Origin of the sequence: Pseudomonas koreensis, from assembly GCF_012986595.1 — a bacterium.
In the GTDB taxonomy this organism is placed as follows: domain Bacteria; phylum Pseudomonadota; class Gammaproteobacteria; order Pseudomonadales; family Pseudomonadaceae; genus Aquipseudomonas; species Aquipseudomonas koreensis.
This window is the reverse complement of sequence record NZ_JAAQYM010000002.1, coordinates 306479-324838: the sequence shown is the minus strand read 5'-3', so window position 1 is coordinate 324838 and position 18360 is coordinate 306479. Positions and strand designations below refer to the sequence as shown.

General features: G+C 61.4%; 16 protein-coding genes. 10 read left to right on the top strand and 6 right to left on the bottom strand.

Annotated features, from left to right (window positions below):
- Positions 1-177 precede the first annotated feature (177 nt).
- From HBN98_RS06585 to HBN98_RS06555, 7 genes are all read left to right on the top strand, one after another.
- Positions 178-900: a response regulator transcription factor gene (locus tag HBN98_RS06585; protein WP_083368200.1), complete on the top strand. Its 723-nt coding sequence runs from the start codon at positions 178-180 to the stop codon at positions 898-900.
- Positions 887-2353: a sensor histidine kinase gene (locus HBN98_RS06580; RefSeq protein WP_083368201.1), complete on the top strand. Its 1467-nt coding sequence runs from the start codon at positions 887-889 to the stop codon at positions 2351-2353. The genes HBN98_RS06585 and HBN98_RS06580 overlap by 14 nt, the downstream gene beginning before the upstream one ends.
- 81 nt (positions 2354-2434) lie before the next feature.
- Positions 2435-3337 carry a cysteine synthase CysM gene (gene cysM / locus HBN98_RS06575; RefSeq protein WP_064588738.1) on the top strand — a complete coding sequence of 301 codons (903 nt, stop codon included), beginning with the start codon at positions 2435-2437 and terminating at the stop codon, positions 3335-3337.
- Complete coding sequence (rlmD, locus tag HBN98_RS06570; protein WP_083368202.1) at positions 3337-4713, top strand: 23S rRNA (uracil(1939)-C(5))-methyltransferase RlmD; 1377 nt, start codon at positions 3337-3339, stop codon at positions 4711-4713. Before cysM ends, rlmD begins: the two co-directional genes overlap by 1 nt.
- A 101-nt stretch (positions 4714-4814) precedes the next feature.
- A complete protein-coding gene (gene relA, locus HBN98_RS06565) occupies positions 4815-7058 on the top strand; it encodes a GTP diphosphokinase (protein ID WP_064588736.1) in 2244 nt (747 codons plus the stop codon).
- Positions 7059-7165: 107 nt separating this feature from the next.
- A complete protein-coding gene (gene mazG / locus HBN98_RS06560) occupies positions 7166-7999 on the top strand; it encodes a nucleoside triphosphate pyrophosphohydrolase (protein ID WP_083368203.1) in 834 nt (277 codons plus the stop codon).
- Positions 8000-8025: 26 nt separating this feature from the next.
- Complete coding sequence (locus HBN98_RS06555; protein ID WP_083368204.1) at positions 8026-8568, top strand: DUF2058 domain-containing protein; 543 nt, start codon at positions 8026-8028, stop codon at positions 8566-8568.
- A gap of 145 nt (positions 8569-8713) precedes the next feature.
- Here HBN98_RS06555 and HBN98_RS06550 read toward each other — a convergent pair whose 3' ends face one another.
- From HBN98_RS06550 to HBN98_RS06525, 6 genes are all read right to left on the bottom strand, one after another.
- The gene (locus HBN98_RS06550; protein ID WP_003227153.1) at positions 8714-8902 is read right to left on the bottom strand and encodes a hypothetical protein; all 189 of its coding nucleotides are present in this window, start codon (positions 8900-8902) and stop codon (positions 8714-8716) included.
- 330 nt (positions 8903-9232) lie between these two features.
- Entirely contained in the window at positions 9233-10453 is a 1221-nt protein-coding gene (fabB, locus tag HBN98_RS06545) for a beta-ketoacyl-ACP synthase I (RefSeq protein ID WP_007968959.1), read from the bottom strand.
- Between the two features lie 11 nt (positions 10454-10464).
- Positions 10465-10980: a 3-hydroxyacyl-[acyl-carrier-protein] dehydratase FabA gene (gene fabA / locus HBN98_RS06540; protein WP_003227150.1), complete on the bottom strand. Its 516-nt coding sequence runs from the start codon at positions 10978-10980 to the stop codon at positions 10465-10467.
- A gap of 247 nt (positions 10981-11227) precedes the next feature.
- The gene (locus HBN98_RS06535; protein ID WP_064588733.1) at positions 11228-13132 is read right to left on the bottom strand and encodes a response regulator; all 1905 of its coding nucleotides are present in this window, start codon (positions 13130-13132) and stop codon (positions 11228-11230) included.
- Positions 13129-14061, bottom strand: coding sequence for an ABC transporter substrate-binding protein (locus tag HBN98_RS06530; protein WP_083368205.1), 933 nt, complete (start codon positions 14059-14061; stop codon positions 13129-13131). Before HBN98_RS06530 ends, HBN98_RS06535 begins: the two co-directional genes overlap by 4 nt.
- 1 nt (position 14062) lies before the next feature.
- Positions 14063-16186, bottom strand: a complete 2124-nt coding sequence (locus HBN98_RS06525; protein ID WP_083368206.1) for a TonB-dependent receptor plug domain-containing protein — start codon at positions 16184-16186, stop codon at positions 14063-14065.
- A gap of 196 nt (positions 16187-16382) precedes the next feature.
- Here HBN98_RS06525 and HBN98_RS06520 point away from each other — a divergent pair, with 196 nt between their 5' ends.
- The 3 genes from HBN98_RS06520 to sixA are packed head-to-tail and all read left to right on the top strand — an operon-like array spanning position 16383 to position 18223.
- The gene (locus HBN98_RS06520; RefSeq protein ID WP_064588730.1) at positions 16383-17408 is read left to right on the top strand and encodes an NAD(P)H-dependent glycerol-3-phosphate dehydrogenase; all 1026 of its coding nucleotides are present in this window, start codon (positions 16383-16385) and stop codon (positions 17406-17408) included.
- Positions 17409-17426: 18 nt separating this feature from the next.
- Complete coding sequence (locus HBN98_RS06515; protein WP_083368207.1) at positions 17427-17774, top strand: DUF4389 domain-containing protein; 348 nt, start codon at positions 17427-17429, stop codon at positions 17772-17774.
- Positions 17771-18223 (top strand): phosphohistidine phosphatase SixA, encoded by a 453-nt coding sequence (gene sixA, locus HBN98_RS06510; protein WP_064588728.1) that lies wholly within the window; start codon positions 17771-17773, stop codon positions 18221-18223. The genes HBN98_RS06515 and sixA overlap by 4 nt, the downstream gene beginning before the upstream one ends.
- Positions 18224-18360: the final 137 nt, after the last annotated feature.

Here is an 18360-nt window from a genome sequence, read left to right as displayed (position 1 = left end):
GCGTCCGGCACGCGGCATTGGCGCAGTGTAGCGATTTGCAGGCAGGCAATCTTCGGAAAAATCATCTCGGCATCGGTCGGCAGGGTCCGGCTCGTTTGTCCCGCCAGTCAACCTTGGGTTGCCCGATGGCGGGCAATCTTGAATAATCGCTCAACTGAGAATTATTTGCAGATACTCATGACTTCTGTTTCCGCCTCTCCGCCACGCATTCTTGCTATCGAGGACGACCCGGTCCTGGGTGCCTACCTTCACGAACATCTGGGCCGTAGCGGCTTTGCGGTGACCTGGTGCCAGAACGGTCAGGACGGTCTGAACATTGCCCGCCACCAGCCGTTCGACGTGGTGCTGATGGACATTCTGTTGCCCGGGCTCGATGGCCTGAAGGTGCTGACGCAATTGCGCCAGAGCCATTCGACGCCGGTGCTGCTGATGTCGGCCCTGGGCGCCGAGGCCGATCGCATCAGCGGTTTCCGCCTGGGGGCCGACGATTACCTGCCCAAGCCGTTCAGCATGGCCGAGCTGCATGTGCGGATCGAGGCGATCCTGCGTCGCGTGGCGCTGGATCGACGTCCGCCAGCGATTGCGCTGCCCAGCCTCAGTGGCGGGCTGCATTTTGACGATGCGCAGTGCGACGTCTTTTATAACCAACAGGCCGCCGACCTGACCCGCAGCGAATACCGTCTGCTGGAAACGCTCAATCGCCACGACGAGGAAGTGCTGAGCAAGGCTTTCCTCTATCAGCACGTTCTGCAACGCGGCTACGCGCCACACGACCGCAGCCTCGACATGCACATCAGCCAGATCCGCCGCAAACTCAAGGCCATCGGTTACGCCGAGCGGGAAGTGCGCACGGTGTGGGGCAAGGGTTATGTGCTGAGTGCACCCGATGAAACTCTCTGACCTGCCGGGGCGGCACTCGCTGTTCTGGAAGCTGGCGTGTCTGCTGGTGGCGTTCTGTCTGCTGATGATCTGGCTGAGCTGGTCGTGGGGGCGTTACATGGAGGAGCGCAACCAGTTCCTCTCCGACGAGGCGCGCGGCACCCTCAGCCGTTATGCCGCCGAAGCCGAGCGGGCGTGGCAGCGCGGCGAGCGTGACGGGATCGATAATTGGTTGCAGAGCATGGAATTGCGCGAGGCGGGTTGGGTCGGGGTGATCGACCGCAACCTGCAATCGTTGAGCAGCGATCCGTTGAGTGAGCAGGAAATCCAGCACCTGACCTTTTTGCGCGGCCTGGATTGGCCGATTCACAAGAAAAGCCGGCCGTGGCTGCGCGTGCCGTTTCCCCGGGACCCCTCCGCCGGCAGTCTGGTGATCGAGCTGCCCGAGCGTTTCCTGCCGGGGAAATACCGGGTGTTCTGGCGAGTGATCACCAACGGCGTGATTCCGGGGCTGTTCACCTTGCTGCTGTGCGTCGGCCTGTATCGCTTGCTGGTGGTGCCGCTGAACAACTTGCGCGAGCAGGCCAACGCCTGGCGCGCCGATCAATTGAATGTGCGCCTGTCGAGTGGCATCACCCAGCGCCCGGACGAACTCGGCGAACTGGCCCGGGCCTTCGACTCGATGTCCGAACGCCTGCAATCCAGCGTCGCCTTTCAACAGCAGTTGCTGCGCGACCTGTCCCATGAACTGCGCACGCCGCTGAGCCGGCTGCGGGTGGCCAGTGAAAGCGAGCAGGATCTGCGGCAACTGCGCGAGCGCATCGGCCGTGAAGTCGACGGCATGCAGCGCCTGGTCGAAGACACTCTGCAACTGGCCTGGCTCGACACCGAGCGTGCACCGCTGCCGGACGAGGCGATCCAGATTCAGGCGCTGTGGGAAATGCTTACCGACAACGCCTGCTATGAAAGCGGCTGGCCGAGCCTGCAATTGCAGTGCGCGCTGCCGGCGTCGTGCTGGGTGCGCGGCCACCTCAATACCCTGGCGCAGGCGCTGGAGAACATTCTGCGCAACGCCATTCGTCATTCGCCCGAGGGCGGCATCGTGCGCCTCGATGGACGGCGTGATGGCGATCACTGGCATTTGTGGCTGGAAGATCAGGGCGGTGGCGTGGCCGAGGGCGATCTGCAACGGATCTTCTCGCCATTCACCCGCCTCGACGGCTCGCGCCCGGGAGATGGCGGGTTCGGGTTGGGCTTGAGCATTGCGAGGAATGCGGTGCAACGCCAGGGCGGGATGTTGTGGGCGGAGAATACCGGGGCTGGGTTGCGGCTCAATCTGCGACTGCTTGCTGATGACGGCGCTGTCAGTCCCGACACCATCGCTGGCTTGCCAGCGATGAGGCCAGTCGCATCGTCTCAACTCAAAAGTCTCACCGCTGGCAAGACTTTTACTGCTTATTCCCAGAAACCATAAGCACCGCACTTTGCGTGATATGGCCCGCGCAGGTTTGCCGTTATGATAGTCGCCCCCGCACGTCTGGATTGCGAATACGCCATGACCCTGCAGTACCCAACCATCGCCGATTGCGTCGGCAACACTCCGCTGGTGCGTTTGCAGCGCCTGCCCGGTGCCACCAGCAACACCCTATTGCTCAAGCTCGAAGGGAACAACCCGGCGGGTTCGGTCAAGGACCGTCCGGCGCTGTCGATGATCACCCGTGCCGAACTGCGCGGGCAGATCCACGCCGGCGATACGCTGATCGAAGCGACTTCGGGCAACACCGGCATCGCCCTGGCCATGGCCGCCGCGATCAAGGGTTACAAGATGATCCTGATCATGCCGGACAACTCCAGCGCCGAGCGCAAGGCAGCGATGACCGCGTACGGTGCCGAGCTGATTCTGGTCAGCCAGGAAGAGGGCATGGAAGGCGCTCGCGATCTCGCTCAGCGGATGGAAGCCGAAGGCCGTGGCAAGGTGCTCGATCAGTTCGCCAACGGCGACAATCCGGAAGCGCACTACACCACCACCGGCCCGGAAATCTGGCGCCAGACCCAGGGCACCATCACCCATTTCGTCAGCTCCATGGGCACCACCGGCACCATCATGGGCGTCTCGCGCTACTTGAAAGAGCAGAGCGCCAGCGTGCAGATCGTCGGTCTGCAACCGATGGAAGGCTCGGCCATTCCCGGTATCCGTCGCTGGCCGCAGGAATACCTGCCGAAGATCTATCAGGCCGACCGCGTCGACCGCATTGTCGACATGGCGCAAAGCGAAGCCGAGGACGTCACCCGACGGTTGGCCCGCGAAGAAGGCATCTTCTGTGGCGTGTCCTCGGGCGGTGCGGTGGCAGCGATGCTGCGCCTGTCCAAAGAAGTTGAAAACGCGGTGATCGTCGCGATCATCTGTGACCGTGGCGACCGTTACCTGTCGACCGGCATTTTCGACGCGGCCAACTGATGGCCAAGCACGAGAGAGGCTTGCGCTTCCAGCCCACCGGCGGTAGCAAGGCCGCGCAAATTCCGACCGGCAAGAAGCAGCGCCTGAACATCGAGCGCCTGGCCAATGACGGTCGCGGTATCGCGTTTTTTGAAGGCCGCACCTGGTTCGTCCTTGGCGCCCTGGCGGGTGAAGAGGTCGAGGCGCGGGTGCTCGGCGCCCACGGCAAAGTGGTCGAGGCGCGCACCGAGCGCGTGTTCAAGGCCAGCGACGTGCGCCGTCCGGCCGCCTGCCCACACGCCGGCCGCTGCGGCGGTTGCAGCGTGCAACATTTGCCCCACGCCGAACAGCTTGCCCTGAAACAGCGCATGCTCGCCGAGCAATTGTCGAAGGTCGCCGGTATCGCGCCTGAAGAATGGGCCGCACCATTGAGCGGCCCGGAGTTCGGCTATCGCCGTCGCGCGCGGATCGCCGTGCGCTGGGACATGAAGGCGAAGAAACTCGAAGTCGGTTTTCGCGCCGCCGGCAGCCAGGACATTGTCGCGATCAGCGAATGCCCGGTGCTGGTACAGCCCTTGCAACCGATCATGACCCGTTTGCCGGAGATGCTCCGTCGCCTGAGCAAACCGCAAGCGCTGGGCCATGTCGAGTTGTTCAGCGGTTCATCGCTGGCCGTGCTGTTGCGGCACATGGCGCCGTTGTCCGAAGCGGATCTGACGATTCTCAAGGACTTCTGCCAGTTCCATGAAGCGCAACTGTGGCTGCATGGCGAAGGCGAACCGCAACCGGTGGATGCCACCCAGTCGCTGGGCTATCGCCTGGAACAGTGGGACCTGGACCTGGCCTGGCGGCCGGGGGATTTCATTCAGGTCAACGCCGGGGTCAACGAGGCGATGGTGGCGCAGGCGCTGGACTGGCTGAAACCGCGTGCCGACGAGCGCGTGCTGGACCTGTTCTGCGGCCTGGGCAACTTCGCCCTGCCGCTGGCCAAACGTGTGCGTGAAGTGGTGGCGGTGGAGGGCGTGCAGACCATGGTCGACCGTGCCGCTGCGAACGCCGCTAGTAACAATTTGCATAACACAAAGTTTTTTCAAGCCGATTTATCCCAGCCTTTGACCGATGCCCAGTGGATCGCAAACGGCTTTTCTGCGGTACTCTTGGACCCACCGCGTGACGGTGCTTTCGAGGTGGTGCGCAAGCTCGCGACCCTGGGTGCCGAACGGTTGGTGTATGTGTCGTGCAACCCTGCAACTCTGGCGCGCGATACGGTCGAATTGATCAAGCAGGGCTACCGGTTAAAACGTGCCGGGATTCTCGATATGTTTCCTCAGACGGCGCATGTCGAGGCCATGGCGTTATTTGAAGCGAGCCAGGATGGCTCGTCTGAATCCGCCTGATCTGTCCGCGCAGCGCTCGCTTTAGCCCCGCGAGCGCAAACGGGCAATAAGGATCAGCGATTTGACGCATTGAATCTGCGTCGTAGGGAAGGTAAAGCAAGATGGTACAGGTGAGAGCACACCAGCCGATCAACACTGACGGCAGTATCAATCTCGAGGCTTGGCTCGATCACGCGGTCAGTGTCGACATGGCACTGGATCGCGAAGCCTTGAAAGAAGCCTGCGAGTTCGCTCGCGAGGCCGAACAACAGTCCAATGCCAAGAAGAACCTGTGGGCCGAAGGCACCGGCAGTTTCAGTACAGGCCTGGAAATCGCCGAAATTCTCGCTGACCTCAAGCTCGATCAGGATTCGCTGGTCGCTGCGGTCCTGTATCGCGGCGTACGTGAGGGCCAGATCGAACTCGCGGCAGTCGGCCAGCGCTTCGGTCCGGTGGTGGCCAAGCTGATCGACGGCGTGCAGCGCATGGCGGCGATCAGTGCCAGCCTCAGCCCGCGCCAGTCGATGGTGATGGGCACCCAGGGCCAGGTGGAAAACCTGCGCAAGATGCTGGTGGCGATGGTCGACGACGTGCGCGTCGCACTGATCAAACTCGCCGAGCGCACCTGTGCGATCCGCGCGGTGAAAACCGCAGACGACGAGAAGCGCAACCGGGTCGCCCGGGAAGTCTTCGACATCTATGCGCCGCTCGCGCATCGCCTGGGCATCGGTCATATCAAATGGGAACTGGAGGACTTGTCCTTCCGTTACCTGGAGCCCGATCAATACAAACAGATCGCCAAGTTGCTCCACGAGCGGCGGCTGGACCGTGAGCGCTTCATCAGCGACGTGATGACCCAGCTCAAGGACGAATTGCAGGCCACCGGCGTCGATGCCGACATCAGCGGCCGGGCCAAACACATCTATTCGATCTGGCGCAAAATGCAGCGCAAGGGTCTGGAATTCAGCCAGATCTACGACGTGCGCGCCGTGCGCGTGCTGGTGCCGGAAATGCGCGATTGCTACACCGCGCTCGGTATCGTCCACACCCTGTGGCGGCACATTCCGAAAGAATTCGACGACTACATCGCCAACCCGAAAGAGAACGGCTACCGCTCGCTGCACACCGCCGTGATCGGTCCTGAAGGCAAGGTGCTTGAGGTCCAGATCCGTACGCATTCGATGCACGAAGAGGCCGAGCTCGGTGTCTGCGCGCACTGGCGCTACAAGGGCACCGACGTCAAATCCGGTTCCAACCACTACGAAGAGAAAATCTCCTGGCTGCGGCAGGTTCTCGAGTGGCACGAAGAACTGGGCGACATCGGTGGTCTGGCCGAACAGCTGCGGGTCGATATCGAACCGGACCGGGTCTACATCTTCACCCCCGACGGCCACGCCATCGACTTGCCCAAGGGCGCGACGCCGCTGGACTTCGCCTACCGCGTGCACACCGAAATCGGTCACAACTGCCGTGGCGCGAAGATCAACGGCCGCATCGTACCGCTCAACTACAGCCTGCAGACCGGTGAACAGGTCGAGATCATCACCAGCAAACACGGCACCCCGAGCCGCGACTGGCTGAACCCGAACCTGGGCTACGTCACCACCTCGCGGGCGCGGGCGAAGATCGTTCACTGGTTCAAGCTGCAGGCTCGTGACCAGAACGTGGCGGCCGGTAAAACCCTGATCGAACGCGAGCTCAATCGTCTCGGTCTGCCGGCGGTGGATTTCGACAAGCTGGCCGAAAAGGCCAACATGAAAACCGCCGAAGACATGTTCGCCGCCCTCGGTGCCGGCGACCTGCGTCTGGCGCAACTGGTCAACCTGGCGCAGCAACTGGTCGAGCCGGAACGCGGCAACGAACAGCTGGAGCTGATCCCGCGCAAGGCCACCGGTTACAAGCCGGGCAAGCGTGGCGACATCCAGATTCAGGGCGTCGGCAACCTGATGACGCAGATGGCCGGCTGCTGCCAGCCGCTGCCGGGTGATGCGATTGTCGGTTACATCACCCAGGGGCGCGGTGTGAGCATTCACCGTCAGGACTGCGCCTCGGTGCTGCAACTCGGCGGGCGCGAGCCAGAGCGGATCATCCAGGTCAGCTGGGGCCCGGTGCCGGTGCTCACCTATCCGGTGGACATCGTCATCCGCGCCTACGACCGTTCCGGTCTGCTGCGTGACGTGTCGCAGGTGCTGCTCAACGAGCGCATCAACGTGCTGGCGGTCAACACCCGCTCGAACAAGGAGGACAACACCGCGCTGATGTCCCTGACCATCGAGATCCCCGGGCTGGATGCGCTGGGACGCTTGCTGGGGCGGATTTCGCAGTTGCCGAACATCATCGAGACGCGGCGTAACCGTACCCCATAACGCGGTCCCCTGTAGGAGCTGCCGCAGGCTGCGATCTTTTGACGTTGTTTTTAGGATCAAAAGATCGCAGCCTGCGGCAGCTCCTACACGGTTGAATGAGATTTTGTATGTACAGCCTTGAAGACCTGCTCCACCTGATGAGCCGTCTGCGCGACCCGCAGTACGGTTGCCCGTGGGACATCAAGCAAACCTACGCGACCATCGTCCCGCATACCCTTGAGGAAGCCTACGAAGTGGCCGATGCCATCGAGCGCGGCGACTTCGATCACTTGCAGGGCGAGTTGGGCGATCTGCTGTTTCAGGTCGTCTATTACAGTCAGTTGGCCCGGGAAGAAGGGCGCTTCGAATTTGCCGGCGTGATCGACAGCATCACCCGCAAGCTGATCCGCCGTCATCCGCACGTGTTCCCCACCGGGGATCTGTATGCGCCGCTGGACGTGCCGCGTTTGAGCGAAGAACAGGTCAAGCAGCGCTGGGAGGAGATCAAGGCCGAAGAGCGTGCGGAGAAGTCCGCCGCGCCGCAGCAACTGTCACTGCTCGATGATGTGCCAGCCACGCTGCCGGCGCTGTCGCGTTCGGCCAAGTTGCAAAAGCGCGCCGGACAAGTCGGTTTCGACTGGCCGGATGCACTGCTGGTGCTGGACAAGGTGCGCGAGGAGCTTGATGAAGTGCTCGAAGCCATGTCCGAAAACGATCCGCAAGCGGTGGCCGACGAGATCGGCGATCTGCTGTTTTCCGTGGTCAACCTGGCCCGGCATCTGAAGGTCGATCCAGAAACCGCGCTGCGCGGTGCCAACGCCAAGTTTGAAAGACGTTTCCGTTTTATCGAACAGGCATTGCGCGACACCCGTCGTCCCATGGAAGATTGCACCCTCGAAGAGTTGGACGCCCTGTGGGGTGAAGCCAAACGCCAGGAAAAGAATGTGCCCAGCTGCGGCTGAGCCGTTGCCCAAGTGAGTAAGCATTAATGAGCCTTTCCCTTCGCGACCAGTTGCTCAAAGCAGGCCTGGTCAACCAAAAGCAGGCCAAGCAGGTCAGCAAAGACAAGCAGAAGCAACAGCGTCTGGCCCACAAGGGGCAGGCCGAGCTGGATGATTCGCAGCAGCGTGCCGCGCAGGAAGCCATGGCCGAGAAGGTCAAGCGCGATCAGGAGCTGAACCGTCAGCAGCAAGAGAAAGCCGAGGCCAAGGCGCGTGCCGCGCAGGTCAAACAGTTGATTGAAGTCTCGCGTCTGCCGAAGCTGAACACCGAGGACTACTACAACTTCGTCGACGACAAAAAGGTCAAGCGTATCTCGGTCAACACGCTGATGCGCAACAAGCTCAGCAGCGGTTCGCTGGCCATCGTGCACCATGGCGGCGGCTATGAAGTGATCCCCCGTGAAGCGGCCCTGAAGATCCAGGAGCGCGATCCGCAGCGCATCGTGCAGCTCAATGTGCAGACCGAAGAGGTCAACGCCGAGGACGATCCGTACGCGGCCTATCAGATCCCTGATGACCTGATGTGGTAAACCGATAAAGCTGTAACAACGACACATTGTGGCGAGGGAGCTTGCTCCCGCTGGACTGCTTAACGGGCCCTGCTCTTGAGTTAAAGAACAGGGCCGCTTTGCGCCCCAGCGGGAGCAAGCTCCCTCGCCACAAGTTCAATATTCGCTAAGCGGATTTCAGATCCCGTTGCTGTTCTTGCAGTTCGAGTTCGGCCTTGTAGTTGTGGGCATCGATCTCGTTGTGGAACATGCCGACCAGCAAGTCTTGTTGATGCACATCCCAGATCCGTACACCGGCGGCTACGCCTTCATGGGACATGTGTGAATCGTCGCGTTCAGTTACTTTTACAGTCATCTGCTAGCTCCAAATCTCAAGTTATCTGCAGCAAGGCGTGTGCAGGACTCTTTTATATGATTTGTTAGCTTGCTAAGTAAACGCTTGATTTGTGCAAGGTGTTGTTGCGGTTTTTGCAACAGTGCTGCAGCCCGCTAAACCCGCGACATTCGGTCGCAGGGCGGGAAGTTGCATGACAGAAGTTTCATTTTCAGATGCTCCGCAAGGCCACTTGTGGGAGCGAGCAGGCTCGCTCCCACAGGGTTTTACGGTGTAACTGCCATTTATTTCAGACAAAAAAACGCCCCGAACCAGTCGGGGCGTTTTCAGGTGTGGCTCAAGCGTGGGGAATTACTTGCCTTCCCAGCGCTTCAGTACCAGCGTGGCGTTGGTGCCGCCGAAGCCGAAGCTGTTGCTCATCACGGTGTTGATGGTGGCGTTCTCGCGGGTCTTGGTCAGCACCGGCAGATCGGCCACTTCAGGGTCCAGCTCGTCGATGTTGGCGGAACCGGCAATGAAGTTGCCTTCCATCATCAGCATGCAGTAGATCGCTTCGTGAACGCCGGCGGCGCCCAGGGAGTGACCGGACAGGCTCTTGGTCGAGCTGATCGCTGGTGCCTTGTCGCCGAACACTTCACGCACACCTTTCATTTCCGCAACGTCGCCGACCGGAGTCGAGGTGCCGTGGGTGTTCAGGTAGTCGATCGGGGTGTCGACGGTGGACATTGCCATTTGCATGCAACGGATCGCGCCTTCGCCGCTTGGGGCAACCATGTCGTAGCCGTCGGACGTTGCGCCGTAGCCAACGATTTCGGCGTAGATCTTGGCGCCACGGGCCAGAGCATGTTCCAGCTCTTCAACCACGACCATGCCGCCACCGCCAGCGATGACGAAACCGTCACGGTCGGCGTCGTAAGCGCGCGAGGCTTGTTCCGGGGTGTCGTTACGCTTGCTGGACAGGGCGCCCATCGCGTCGAACAGGAACGACTGGCTCCAGTGTTCTTCTTCACCGCCACCGGCGAAGACGATGTCCTGTTTACCCATCTGGATCTGTTCCATGGCGGTACCGATGCAGTGAGCACTGGTGGCGCAGGCAGAAGCGATGGAGTAGTTCAGGCCCTTGATCTTGAACGGCGTGGCCAGGCACGCGGAAACGGTGCTGCTCATGGTCCGCGTGACGCGGTATGGGCCCACGCGCTTCACGCCTTTCTCGCGCAGGATGTCCAGCGCTTCCATCTGGTTCAGGGTCGACGCGCCGCCCGAGCCGGCGATCAGGCCGGTACGCGGGTTGGACACTTGCTCTTCGGTCAGGCCGGAGTCAGTGATCGCGTCTTTCATGGCCAGGTAGGCGTAAGCCGCTGCGTGGCCGACGAAACGATAGATCTTGCGATCGATCAGTTCTTCAAGGTTGAGGTCGATGGAGCCGGAAACCTGGCTACGCAGACCCATTTCAGCATATTCCGGGTTGAACCGGATGCCAGGGCGGCTTGCACGCAGGTTAGCGGAGACGGTCTCTTTGTCATTGCCCAGGCACGAAACAATGCCCAGACCAGTGATAACGACGCGGCGCATGCGAATAACCCTTAGAAGTTGTCAGTGGAGGTGAACACGCCGACGCGAAGGCCTTCGGCGGTGTAGATTTCGCGACCGTCGACAGTCACCGAACCATCGGCGATGGCCAGGTTCAGCTTGCCCTTGAGGACGCGTTTGATATGAATGTTGTAGGTGACTTTCTTGGCGGTCGGCAGGACCTGGCCGAAGAATTTCACTTCGCCCGAACCCAGCGCACGGCCGCGGCCCGGCAGGCCTTGCCAGCCCAAGAAGAAGCCGACCAGTTGCCACATGGCGTCCAGACCCAAGCAGCCCGGCATCACCGGATCGCCTTCGAAGTGGCACGCGAAGAACCACAGGTCAGGGTTGATATCCAGCTCGGCGACCAATTCACCTTTGCCGTACTTGCCGCCTTCTTCGCTGATCAGGGTGATGCGATCCACCATCAGCATGTTCGGGGCGGGCAGTTGCGCGTTACCTGGGCCGAACAGCTCACCGCGACTGCAGCGCAGCAGATCTTCCCGAGTAAAGGCGTTTTGTTTGGTCATGCGAGCTCCTCAATAATCCCATGCGGCAGGTGGGGCAAATCTTCCCGGCCGATCGACGCGTTCATGCCTCGTACCGGCAGCCTACTCATAGACTATTGCGTTGTGGTGAAAGTCACAGCACCAAGGACATGAATGTACACTTGTGCACTGAAATTTTTATTCAAGCCTCTTTTGAGGCTTGTTCGGGTGCCTAAGACTGCCGCACTTTCGCTTTTCACGCCAGTCGCAGATGGTCGAAAAACCGTCACTACTGCACCCAGCGCTGCAGAATCTGTTGTAGGTCATTGCGTTTGAACGGCTTCGCCAGGTAATCGTTCATGCCCGCCGACAGGCAGGTTTCGCGGTCGCCCTGCAAGGCATTGGCGGTCAGCGCGATGATTGGCACCTTGCCGCGTCCGGGCAGTTGGCGGATCTGCCGGGTCGCTTCGTAACCGTCGATGATCGGCAGGCGGCAGTCCATCAGAATCACTTCGAAATCATTGCCCTCGGCGCTGCGCACGGCTTGCGCGCCATCGGTGGCGACGCTGACGCTAAAGCCGAGGCTGCGCAGCATGGCTTCGATGACCGTCTGATTGACCGGATTGTCCTCGACCAGCAACACATTGCGTCCCTCGCCATGCCCGTTGCCACTGGCGGCGCGCGGTGCCGTCAGTGGGGGCGCCGTCTGCTTATAGAGGGCCAGCGGAATTTCCAGGGTGAACACCGACCCCAGGCCTTCTTCACTTTGCGCCCGCAACGTCCCGCCCATGCGTTCGGCCAGGGTGCGGGCGATTGGCAGACCGAGGCCGGTGCCGCCATAGCGCCGGGAAATCGAACTGTCGGCCTGCTGGAAGGCATTGAACATCAACTCCAGACTCTGCGACGAAATCCCGATGCCGCTGTCGCGCACCGAGCAGGTGAACCAGAGCAATTCGTGATCCAGCGACTGCCATTGCGCCTCGATGCTGACCCGACCGCGCTCGGTGAACTTCAAGGCGTTGCCCACCAGATTGACCAGAATCTGCCGGATCCGTGTCGGATCGCCTTGCACCTGCAAGTCGCGCATGTCCTCGGGAATCCGCAGGCTCAGGTCCAGGCCACGCTGCACCGCGCTGTGCTGGAAGGATTGGGCGCAAGCGCCGATCAGATCGGCGAGATTGAACGGGATGTGCTCCAGCTCCAACTCCGAGCGCTCGATCCGCGAGAAGTCGAGAATGTCGTTGATGACTTTCAGCAGATGCTCGGTCGACTCCGAGGCGAGCGCCGCGTACTCGATCTGCTCCTCGGTCATGTCCGTGGTTTCCAGCAACTGCAACATGCCCAGCACTCCGTTCATGGGTGTGCGCAGTTCGTGGCTCATCATCGCCAGAAAGTCGGATTTGGCATTGTTGGCCTTTTCCGCTTCCTCACGGGTCTGGATCAGTTGCGCCATCGCCTGATGCTGCTCGCGGCTGGCCTGCTCCAGAGCCTGGGCGAGGTTGTTGATGTGCTGCGACAGGGCGCCCAATTCCGTGTCATCGACGATCGGCAGCGGGGTCTTGTAGTCGCCTTGCTGGATCGCCTTGACCGCGTTGCCGATATCGCGGATCGGCGCCGACAGGCTGCCGGCCAGACGCCGTGCCAGAACAAAGGTGAAGAGCAAGGCGAACAACGCCAGAATTGCGGCTTTGAACAGGATTTCCTGCTGGCGCTGACTGAAAGCATCGTTGGACAGACCGACGATCACTCGGCCCAGATAATCCTCGCTGGTTACGTTGTTGCTGGCTTTGGCGTCGTGAAAGAAATCGCTGTTCAGGGCAATCCGTTGCAGGCGCACCGGGGCCTGGAATACCTCGACCTGATGCGGCCGGTTGTGCACGTCGGCGGCTTGTTCAACGTAGGCCAGGATCCGGTTGGCGCTGTCCTGCACCTCGAGAAAACGCACGTTCGGTGTGGCCAGGGTCGCTTTGAGCAGGCTTTCCAGCACTTCATTGTTGCCGGAAATCACCCCGTACTCGGTGGCCGGGGCCAGTTGATTGGCGATCAGTTGCCCGGTGTGATTGAGCTCCTGGCGCAAATCCTGGATCCGCACGAAGGTAAAGAAACTGATCAGCAACAGCGTGAGCAGCAGTGCAGGGCCCAGGCTGATCAATTGCGTGCGGGTATTGATGTCCCAGCGGCGACGCAGATTCATGGGTGGCTTTCTCCTTCAGCCAACTGGCGGGCAACAGATGCTTCATCGATTGGCTCGATACCCAGGGAACGAGCGACCTGCGCATTACTTGAAACTTTAAAGCGCTCGGGATAGAGCGTTCGCGGCCAGGTGGCCGGCGGGCGGTCAAGCAATTGGTCGAGGATGGTCAGCCAATCGGACTGATCGCTGTACGTGCTGGCCAGGCTGCCGGCACGGACAAATGCCGCGTTGGGCCCGACCAGTGCGATTTGCCTTGAGTAACTGCTGAGCAGCAGGTTCTTCGCGGTTTTCGGGTTGTACAGGTCGGGGTCGTCAAGGCCCAGCAACACGTCACTGTTTTTCAGGACTGTCTGCAACGGGCGGCTGTCCTGGGTGTTGTCCCAGCGTTGACTGACGATTTGCAGGTGCAACGGCGCGGCAGCCAGTTGCAGCTCCTTGAGCAGGAATTCGCTGTGTTGATCGAACAGCACCCCCACTCGCCGCGCCTGCGGCAGAATCCGCTGAATCAATTGCAGTTGCCGTCCCAGCGGTGGATCGCTCCACAGCAGACTCAAGTGCGCCGGTTGTGTGCCACCCAGACGTTGCCGGGCCTGCAGGCGGCTGATGCGCAATACCAGCGTCGCCGGTCCCTGGGGTTCTTGCAGGCGCCAGTCGAGGCTTGGCAGGTCGAGCAGAATCATCCGCAGGTTGCCCGGCAACTTGCCCGGCGAAGGCAGGCTGGCCAGCGGTTGGAAGCGCACGCTGTCGGTGGGGCGCAACTCACTCAGGGCCTGGACGAAGGCCTGCACACCGGGACTGTCTTCAGCGCCGGTCAACAGAATATCGGCGGCTTGCACCGCCACGCCGTGCAGCCACGCGGTCAAAAACAGACAGGCACCGGCCAGCCAGTGGCCAAGGGTTGGCGTCTTGTTTGCCGTGCCGCAGCGCACCCTAGAACTCCAGCTCGGCGCTGAAATACATCACTCGGCGTTCGTCGTAATTGTTGTCGACGAAGGTGGTCGGCTCGTTGTCGAGGCGCTGTTGCAGCACGCCGGCCAGTTGCAACTGAGCTTTGCCCAAGGGAATGCGTTTGGCGATGCGCGTGTCGACCCGTTCGAAGCGGTAGCCGTTGAGTGCGTTGTCGCCGTAATAGAACAGGGCGCTGTTCCAGCCGTGGCCCCAGTCGCGCAGCCAACCGGCGGAGCCGCTGTTGCGCGAGGTGAATTGCTGATCCAGCGGATTGCTCGCCTCGGCGTCGACGAAGGCGTAAGTGAAGCGCAGGCGATCGATCGTGCTCAGGCGCCAGTCGAGCTGGGTTTCAGTGCCGCGAAAGCGTGAGCTGTTGGCGTTGCTGGCGATGTATTGGTTGTTGCGCAGCGGCTCGCTGATCATCCCGGTGATCTCGTCGTAAAACAGCTTCACATCGACCGCCAGGCCCAGCTCGGCGAAATAGCCGTTGTAGCCCAGCTCGCGCGAGCGCATGTGTTCCTGGTCGAGATTGCCCGGGCCGCGGGTCTTGACGAAGTAACGGGCCGAGGACTGACCGTAGGCCGAGGGCCGCAGGTTACTCACCTGATAGCTCCAGTTGACGTTGTTCTCGAACATGTCCGGCGAGCGGATCGCCTCCGAGTACACCGCGCGCAGGCCGTGGCGCGGGTTGATCAGGTAGTTGACCGCGAAGCGCGGCGTCAGCGAGCTGCCGATCAATTGGGTGTTTTCGAACATGGCGCCACCCTGCAGCAGCCAGTGTTCACTGGCGCGCCACTCCAGTTGGCCGAACGCACGCCAGGTGGTGTCGTCCAGCGTGCCGTTGAAGTAGGTTTCGGAATCCGCCCGGTCGTAACGATAGTTCATGCCGCTGACCAGTCGCAGACTGTCGGACAGGCTGAGGGTGTCCTGCAATTCGAGGTCGTAGCGCGATTCGCGGGCGCTCTGGTCGATGTCGCCACACAGGGTCTGGCTGGCACCGTTGCGCCACTGATCCAGCACTTGATTGGCCAGGGCCATCTCCTGCGGCGTGCCAGCCTCCGGGCCGGGTCCGGTGAAACGGGTGATGTTGCGCGCCAAGCGTTCGGTGTAGTTCGGGTTGAGCTGCCACAGCTGCGTCAGTTGTGGGCTGAACGACACTTCGGCATCACAGGCGCGCCACACCTGTTGGCGATCCCAATGTTGGGCCGAGCCTTGTATATAGAGGCTGTGTTGCGGATTGATGTCGAGGTTCCAGCGCACCGAACCGGCATAATCCTTGGCGACCACGTCGGAATTGTTCCCGGCAGCGGTAATCCCCGAGAACACCGGGCGGTAGGTGTAAGGCCGCTGGTTGCTGCCGTCCTTCGCGTTGATCTGCCAGTCGAGGCTCTGGTTGTCGCTCAAGGTCTGGCTGACGGCGAGGCTGAAGCGGTTCAAGCGGCGGCTGTCACGGTAATCGGCGCCGCTGCGGTCGTGGTCGAAACCATCGTCTTCCTGGCCGGACAGCGACAGGCGCAGATCGCCGCCATTCCAACCGGTGCCCTGGCTGGCATAGAAATCGTTGATACCGCGTTGGCCACGGGTGTACTTCAGGCGCGTGCCGTGGCTGTCCGCCGGGTTGCGGGTGATGATGTTGACCACCGCCATCAGCGCGTTGGCGCCGTAGCTGACCGTGTTCGGCCCACGGAAAACCTCGATGCGCTCGATGTCTTCCATGGCCACCGGAATATCGCTCCAGTCCACCGTGGCCAGACCCGCGCGGTACACCGAGCGGCCATCGATCAGCACCTGCATGCGCCGTGCTTCACTGGCGTTGGTCCCGTGATAGTTGACCGCAGCCTGATTGCCGCTGATGTTGCCCACCATCATCCCCGGCACCAGGCGCAGCAGTTCGCTGATGTCGCGGGCGCCGCTGGCGTTGATCAATTCACTGTCGAGTACGGTCATGCTCCCCGGCACTTCCGCCGGTGTTTGTTTCAGGCGCGTGGCCGTCAGCACCTGCGGCAGCGTTTCGCTGTCGACAAACAGGTCGTCCGCCTGCAATGCCGGGCTGATCAGCAGCGCCAGCAACAAGGATGAACGCGAGGGGGGAGAGCCAAAAGACACGACGCAGCCTTGATCACAGAGAATTGGCGCGCATGTTAACCGAGGGCAGCGACTTTTCCAGTCACGATGCGGGCATTTTCCTCGGTTTTCTTGGTCTTCTTCCTACAAGTGCCGGTAATTGACGCAGGGGCTGGCCGCGACCCGGTCGCCCCGTATAATGCCGGCATCGCCACTGGTATGGATTAACGGATTGCATATGACTGAACAGCGCCCGATTGCGGTCCTGGGAGGCGGAAGTTTTGGTACCGCCGTGGCCAATCTTTTGGCCGAGAACGGCCATCAAGTCCGGCAGTGGATGCGTGACCCCGAGCAGGCCGAGGCCATCCGGGTCAATCGCGAGAACCCGCGTTACCTCAAGGGCATCAAGATTCTGCCGGGAGTGACCGCCGTCACCGACCTGCAGGCCACCCTCGACGCCTGCGAGCTGTGCTTCGTCGCGCTGCCCTCGAGTGCCCTGCGCACGGTGCTGGCCGCCCAGGCCGAGCGCCTGAGCGGCAAGATGCTGGTCAGTTTGACCAAGGGCATCGAAGCCCACACCTTCAAACTGATGAGCCAGATCCTCGAAGAGATCGCCCCGCAGGCACGCATCGGCGTGTTGTCCGGGCCGAACCTGGCGCGGGAGATCGCTGAACATGCGCTGACCGCCACGGTGGTCGCCAGCGAAGACGAAGACCTGTGCAAACAGGTGCAGGCTGCGCTGCACGGTCGCACCTTCCGCGTTTACGCCAGTGCCGACCGCTTCGGTGTCGAGCTGGGCGGGGCGCTGAAAAACGTTTACGCGATCATCGCCGGCATGGCGGTGGCGCTGGAGATGGGCGAGAACACCAAGAGCATGTTGATCACCCGTGCCTTGGCCGAGATGACCCGGTTTGCGGTGAATCAGGGTGCCAACCCCATGACTTTTCTCGGTCTGGCCGGGGTCGGCGACTTGATCGTGACGTGCTCGTCACCCAAGAGCCGCAACTACCAAGTGGGATTTGCCCTCGGTCAGGGCTTGAGCCTCGACGAAGCGGTTTCGCGTCTGGGCGAAGTCGCCGAAGGCGTGAACACCCTGAAGGTGCTCAAGGCCAAGTCCCAGGAGGTTGGCGTGTACATGCCGCTGGTCGCCGGGCTGCACGCGATTCTGTTTGAAGGACGCACGCTGGAGCAGGTGATCGGTCTACTGATGCGGGCCGAGCCGAAAACCGACGTCGACTTTATTTCCACCAGTGGTTTCAACTGATTCAACGGGAAGCGAGCCATGAACGAACCGAAAACCGAAGCCAAGTACGAATCCATTCTCCTGCGGGTGCTGTGGATGATCGTCTACGTGCTGGTCTGGCAAGTGGCACAGTTCATCCTCGGCGCGGTGGTGCTGGTGCAACTGATCTATCGTTTGATTTACGGCGCCCCGAGCGCCAGCCTGATGAATTTCGGCGACAGCCTGAGCCAGTTCCTGGCGCAGATCGGCCGCTTCGGCAGCTTTCACAGCGACCAGAAACCGTGGCCGTTCGCCGATTGGCCAACCCCGCGCGCGCCGGAAGGCGAAGCGCCGCACGCCGTGCCGCCAGCCCCGCATCCGGCCCGGGATGAGGAACCCAAGCTATGAAACTCTGGGTATTGCGTCACGGTGAGGCGGTGCCTTATGGCTCGTGCCCGGACTCCGAGCGCGAGTTGACCGAGCATGGCCGTCAGGAAGCCCTGAGCAGTGCGGCCCGGTTGATCGGGCAGCCGCTGACGGCGATCTACGCCAGCCCTTATCTGCGAGCGCAGCAGACCGCGCAGATTGTCCGCGAGGCGTTGGGGTTCGAGCCGGAAATTCGCACCGTCGAATGGCTGACGCCCGAGACCGATCCGGACAAGGTCACCGATCAACTGGTGTCGGTGAGCAATGTGCTGCTGGTCAGCCACAACCCGCTGGTGGGCAATCTGCTGAGCTATCTGCAGCATGGCGCCGGGTATCCGCCGGAGCAGGTTGGCACCGCGGGTCTGGCCGAGCTGGAAAGCCCCGAGCTGTTGATCGGCTCGATGACGCTTAACAGCCTCAAGCATCCATAAAAGCAAAAGATCGCAGCCTCCGGCAGCTCCTACATTGGAGCGCTTTCTTGTAGGAGCTGCCGGAGGCTGCGATCTTTTGATCTTGTTTCTTTTGGTAAAAAATCCAACCAAGCACTTGCTTGGTTGACTACGCTTGC

Coding starts and splice junctions, on each gene's coding strand:
- HBN98_RS06585 (WP_083368200.1), top strand. CDS start 178: ATGACTTCTGTTTCCGCCTCTCCGCCACGCATTCTTGCTATCGAGGAC.
- HBN98_RS06580 (WP_083368201.1), top strand. CDS start 887: ATGAAACTCTCTGACCTGCCGGGGCGGCACTCGCTGTTCTGGAAGCTG.
- cysM (WP_064588738.1), top strand. CDS start 2,435: ATGACCCTGCAGTACCCAACCATCGCCGATTGCGTCGGCAACACTCCG.
- rlmD (WP_083368202.1), top strand. CDS start 3,337: ATGGCCAAGCACGAGAGAGGCTTGCGCTTCCAGCCCACCGGCGGTAGC.
- relA (WP_064588736.1), top strand. CDS start 4,815: ATGGTACAGGTGAGAGCACACCAGCCGATCAACACTGACGGCAGTATC.
- mazG (WP_083368203.1), top strand. CDS start 7,166: ATGTACAGCCTTGAAGACCTGCTCCACCTGATGAGCCGTCTGCGCGAC.
- HBN98_RS06555 (WP_083368204.1), top strand. CDS start 8,026: ATGAGCCTTTCCCTTCGCGACCAGTTGCTCAAAGCAGGCCTGGTCAAC.
- HBN98_RS06550 (WP_003227153.1), bottom strand. CDS start 8,902: ATGACTGTAAAAGTAACTGAACGCGACGATTCACACATGTCCCATGAA.
- fabB (WP_007968959.1), bottom strand. CDS start 10,453: ATGCGCCGCGTCGTTATCACTGGTCTGGGCATTGTTTCGTGCCTGGGC.
- fabA (WP_003227150.1), bottom strand. CDS start 10,980: ATGACCAAACAAAACGCCTTTACTCGGGAAGATCTGCTGCGCTGCAGT.
- HBN98_RS06535 (WP_064588733.1), bottom strand. CDS start 13,132: ATGAATCTGCGTCGCCGCTGGGACATCAATACCCGCACGCAATTGATC.
- HBN98_RS06520 (WP_064588730.1), top strand. CDS start 16,383: ATGACTGAACAGCGCCCGATTGCGGTCCTGGGAGGCGGAAGTTTTGGT.
- HBN98_RS06515 (WP_083368207.1), top strand. CDS start 17,427: ATGAACGAACCGAAAACCGAAGCCAAGTACGAATCCATTCTCCTGCGG.
- sixA (WP_064588728.1), top strand. CDS start 17,771: ATGAAACTCTGGGTATTGCGTCACGGTGAGGCGGTGCCTTATGGCTCG.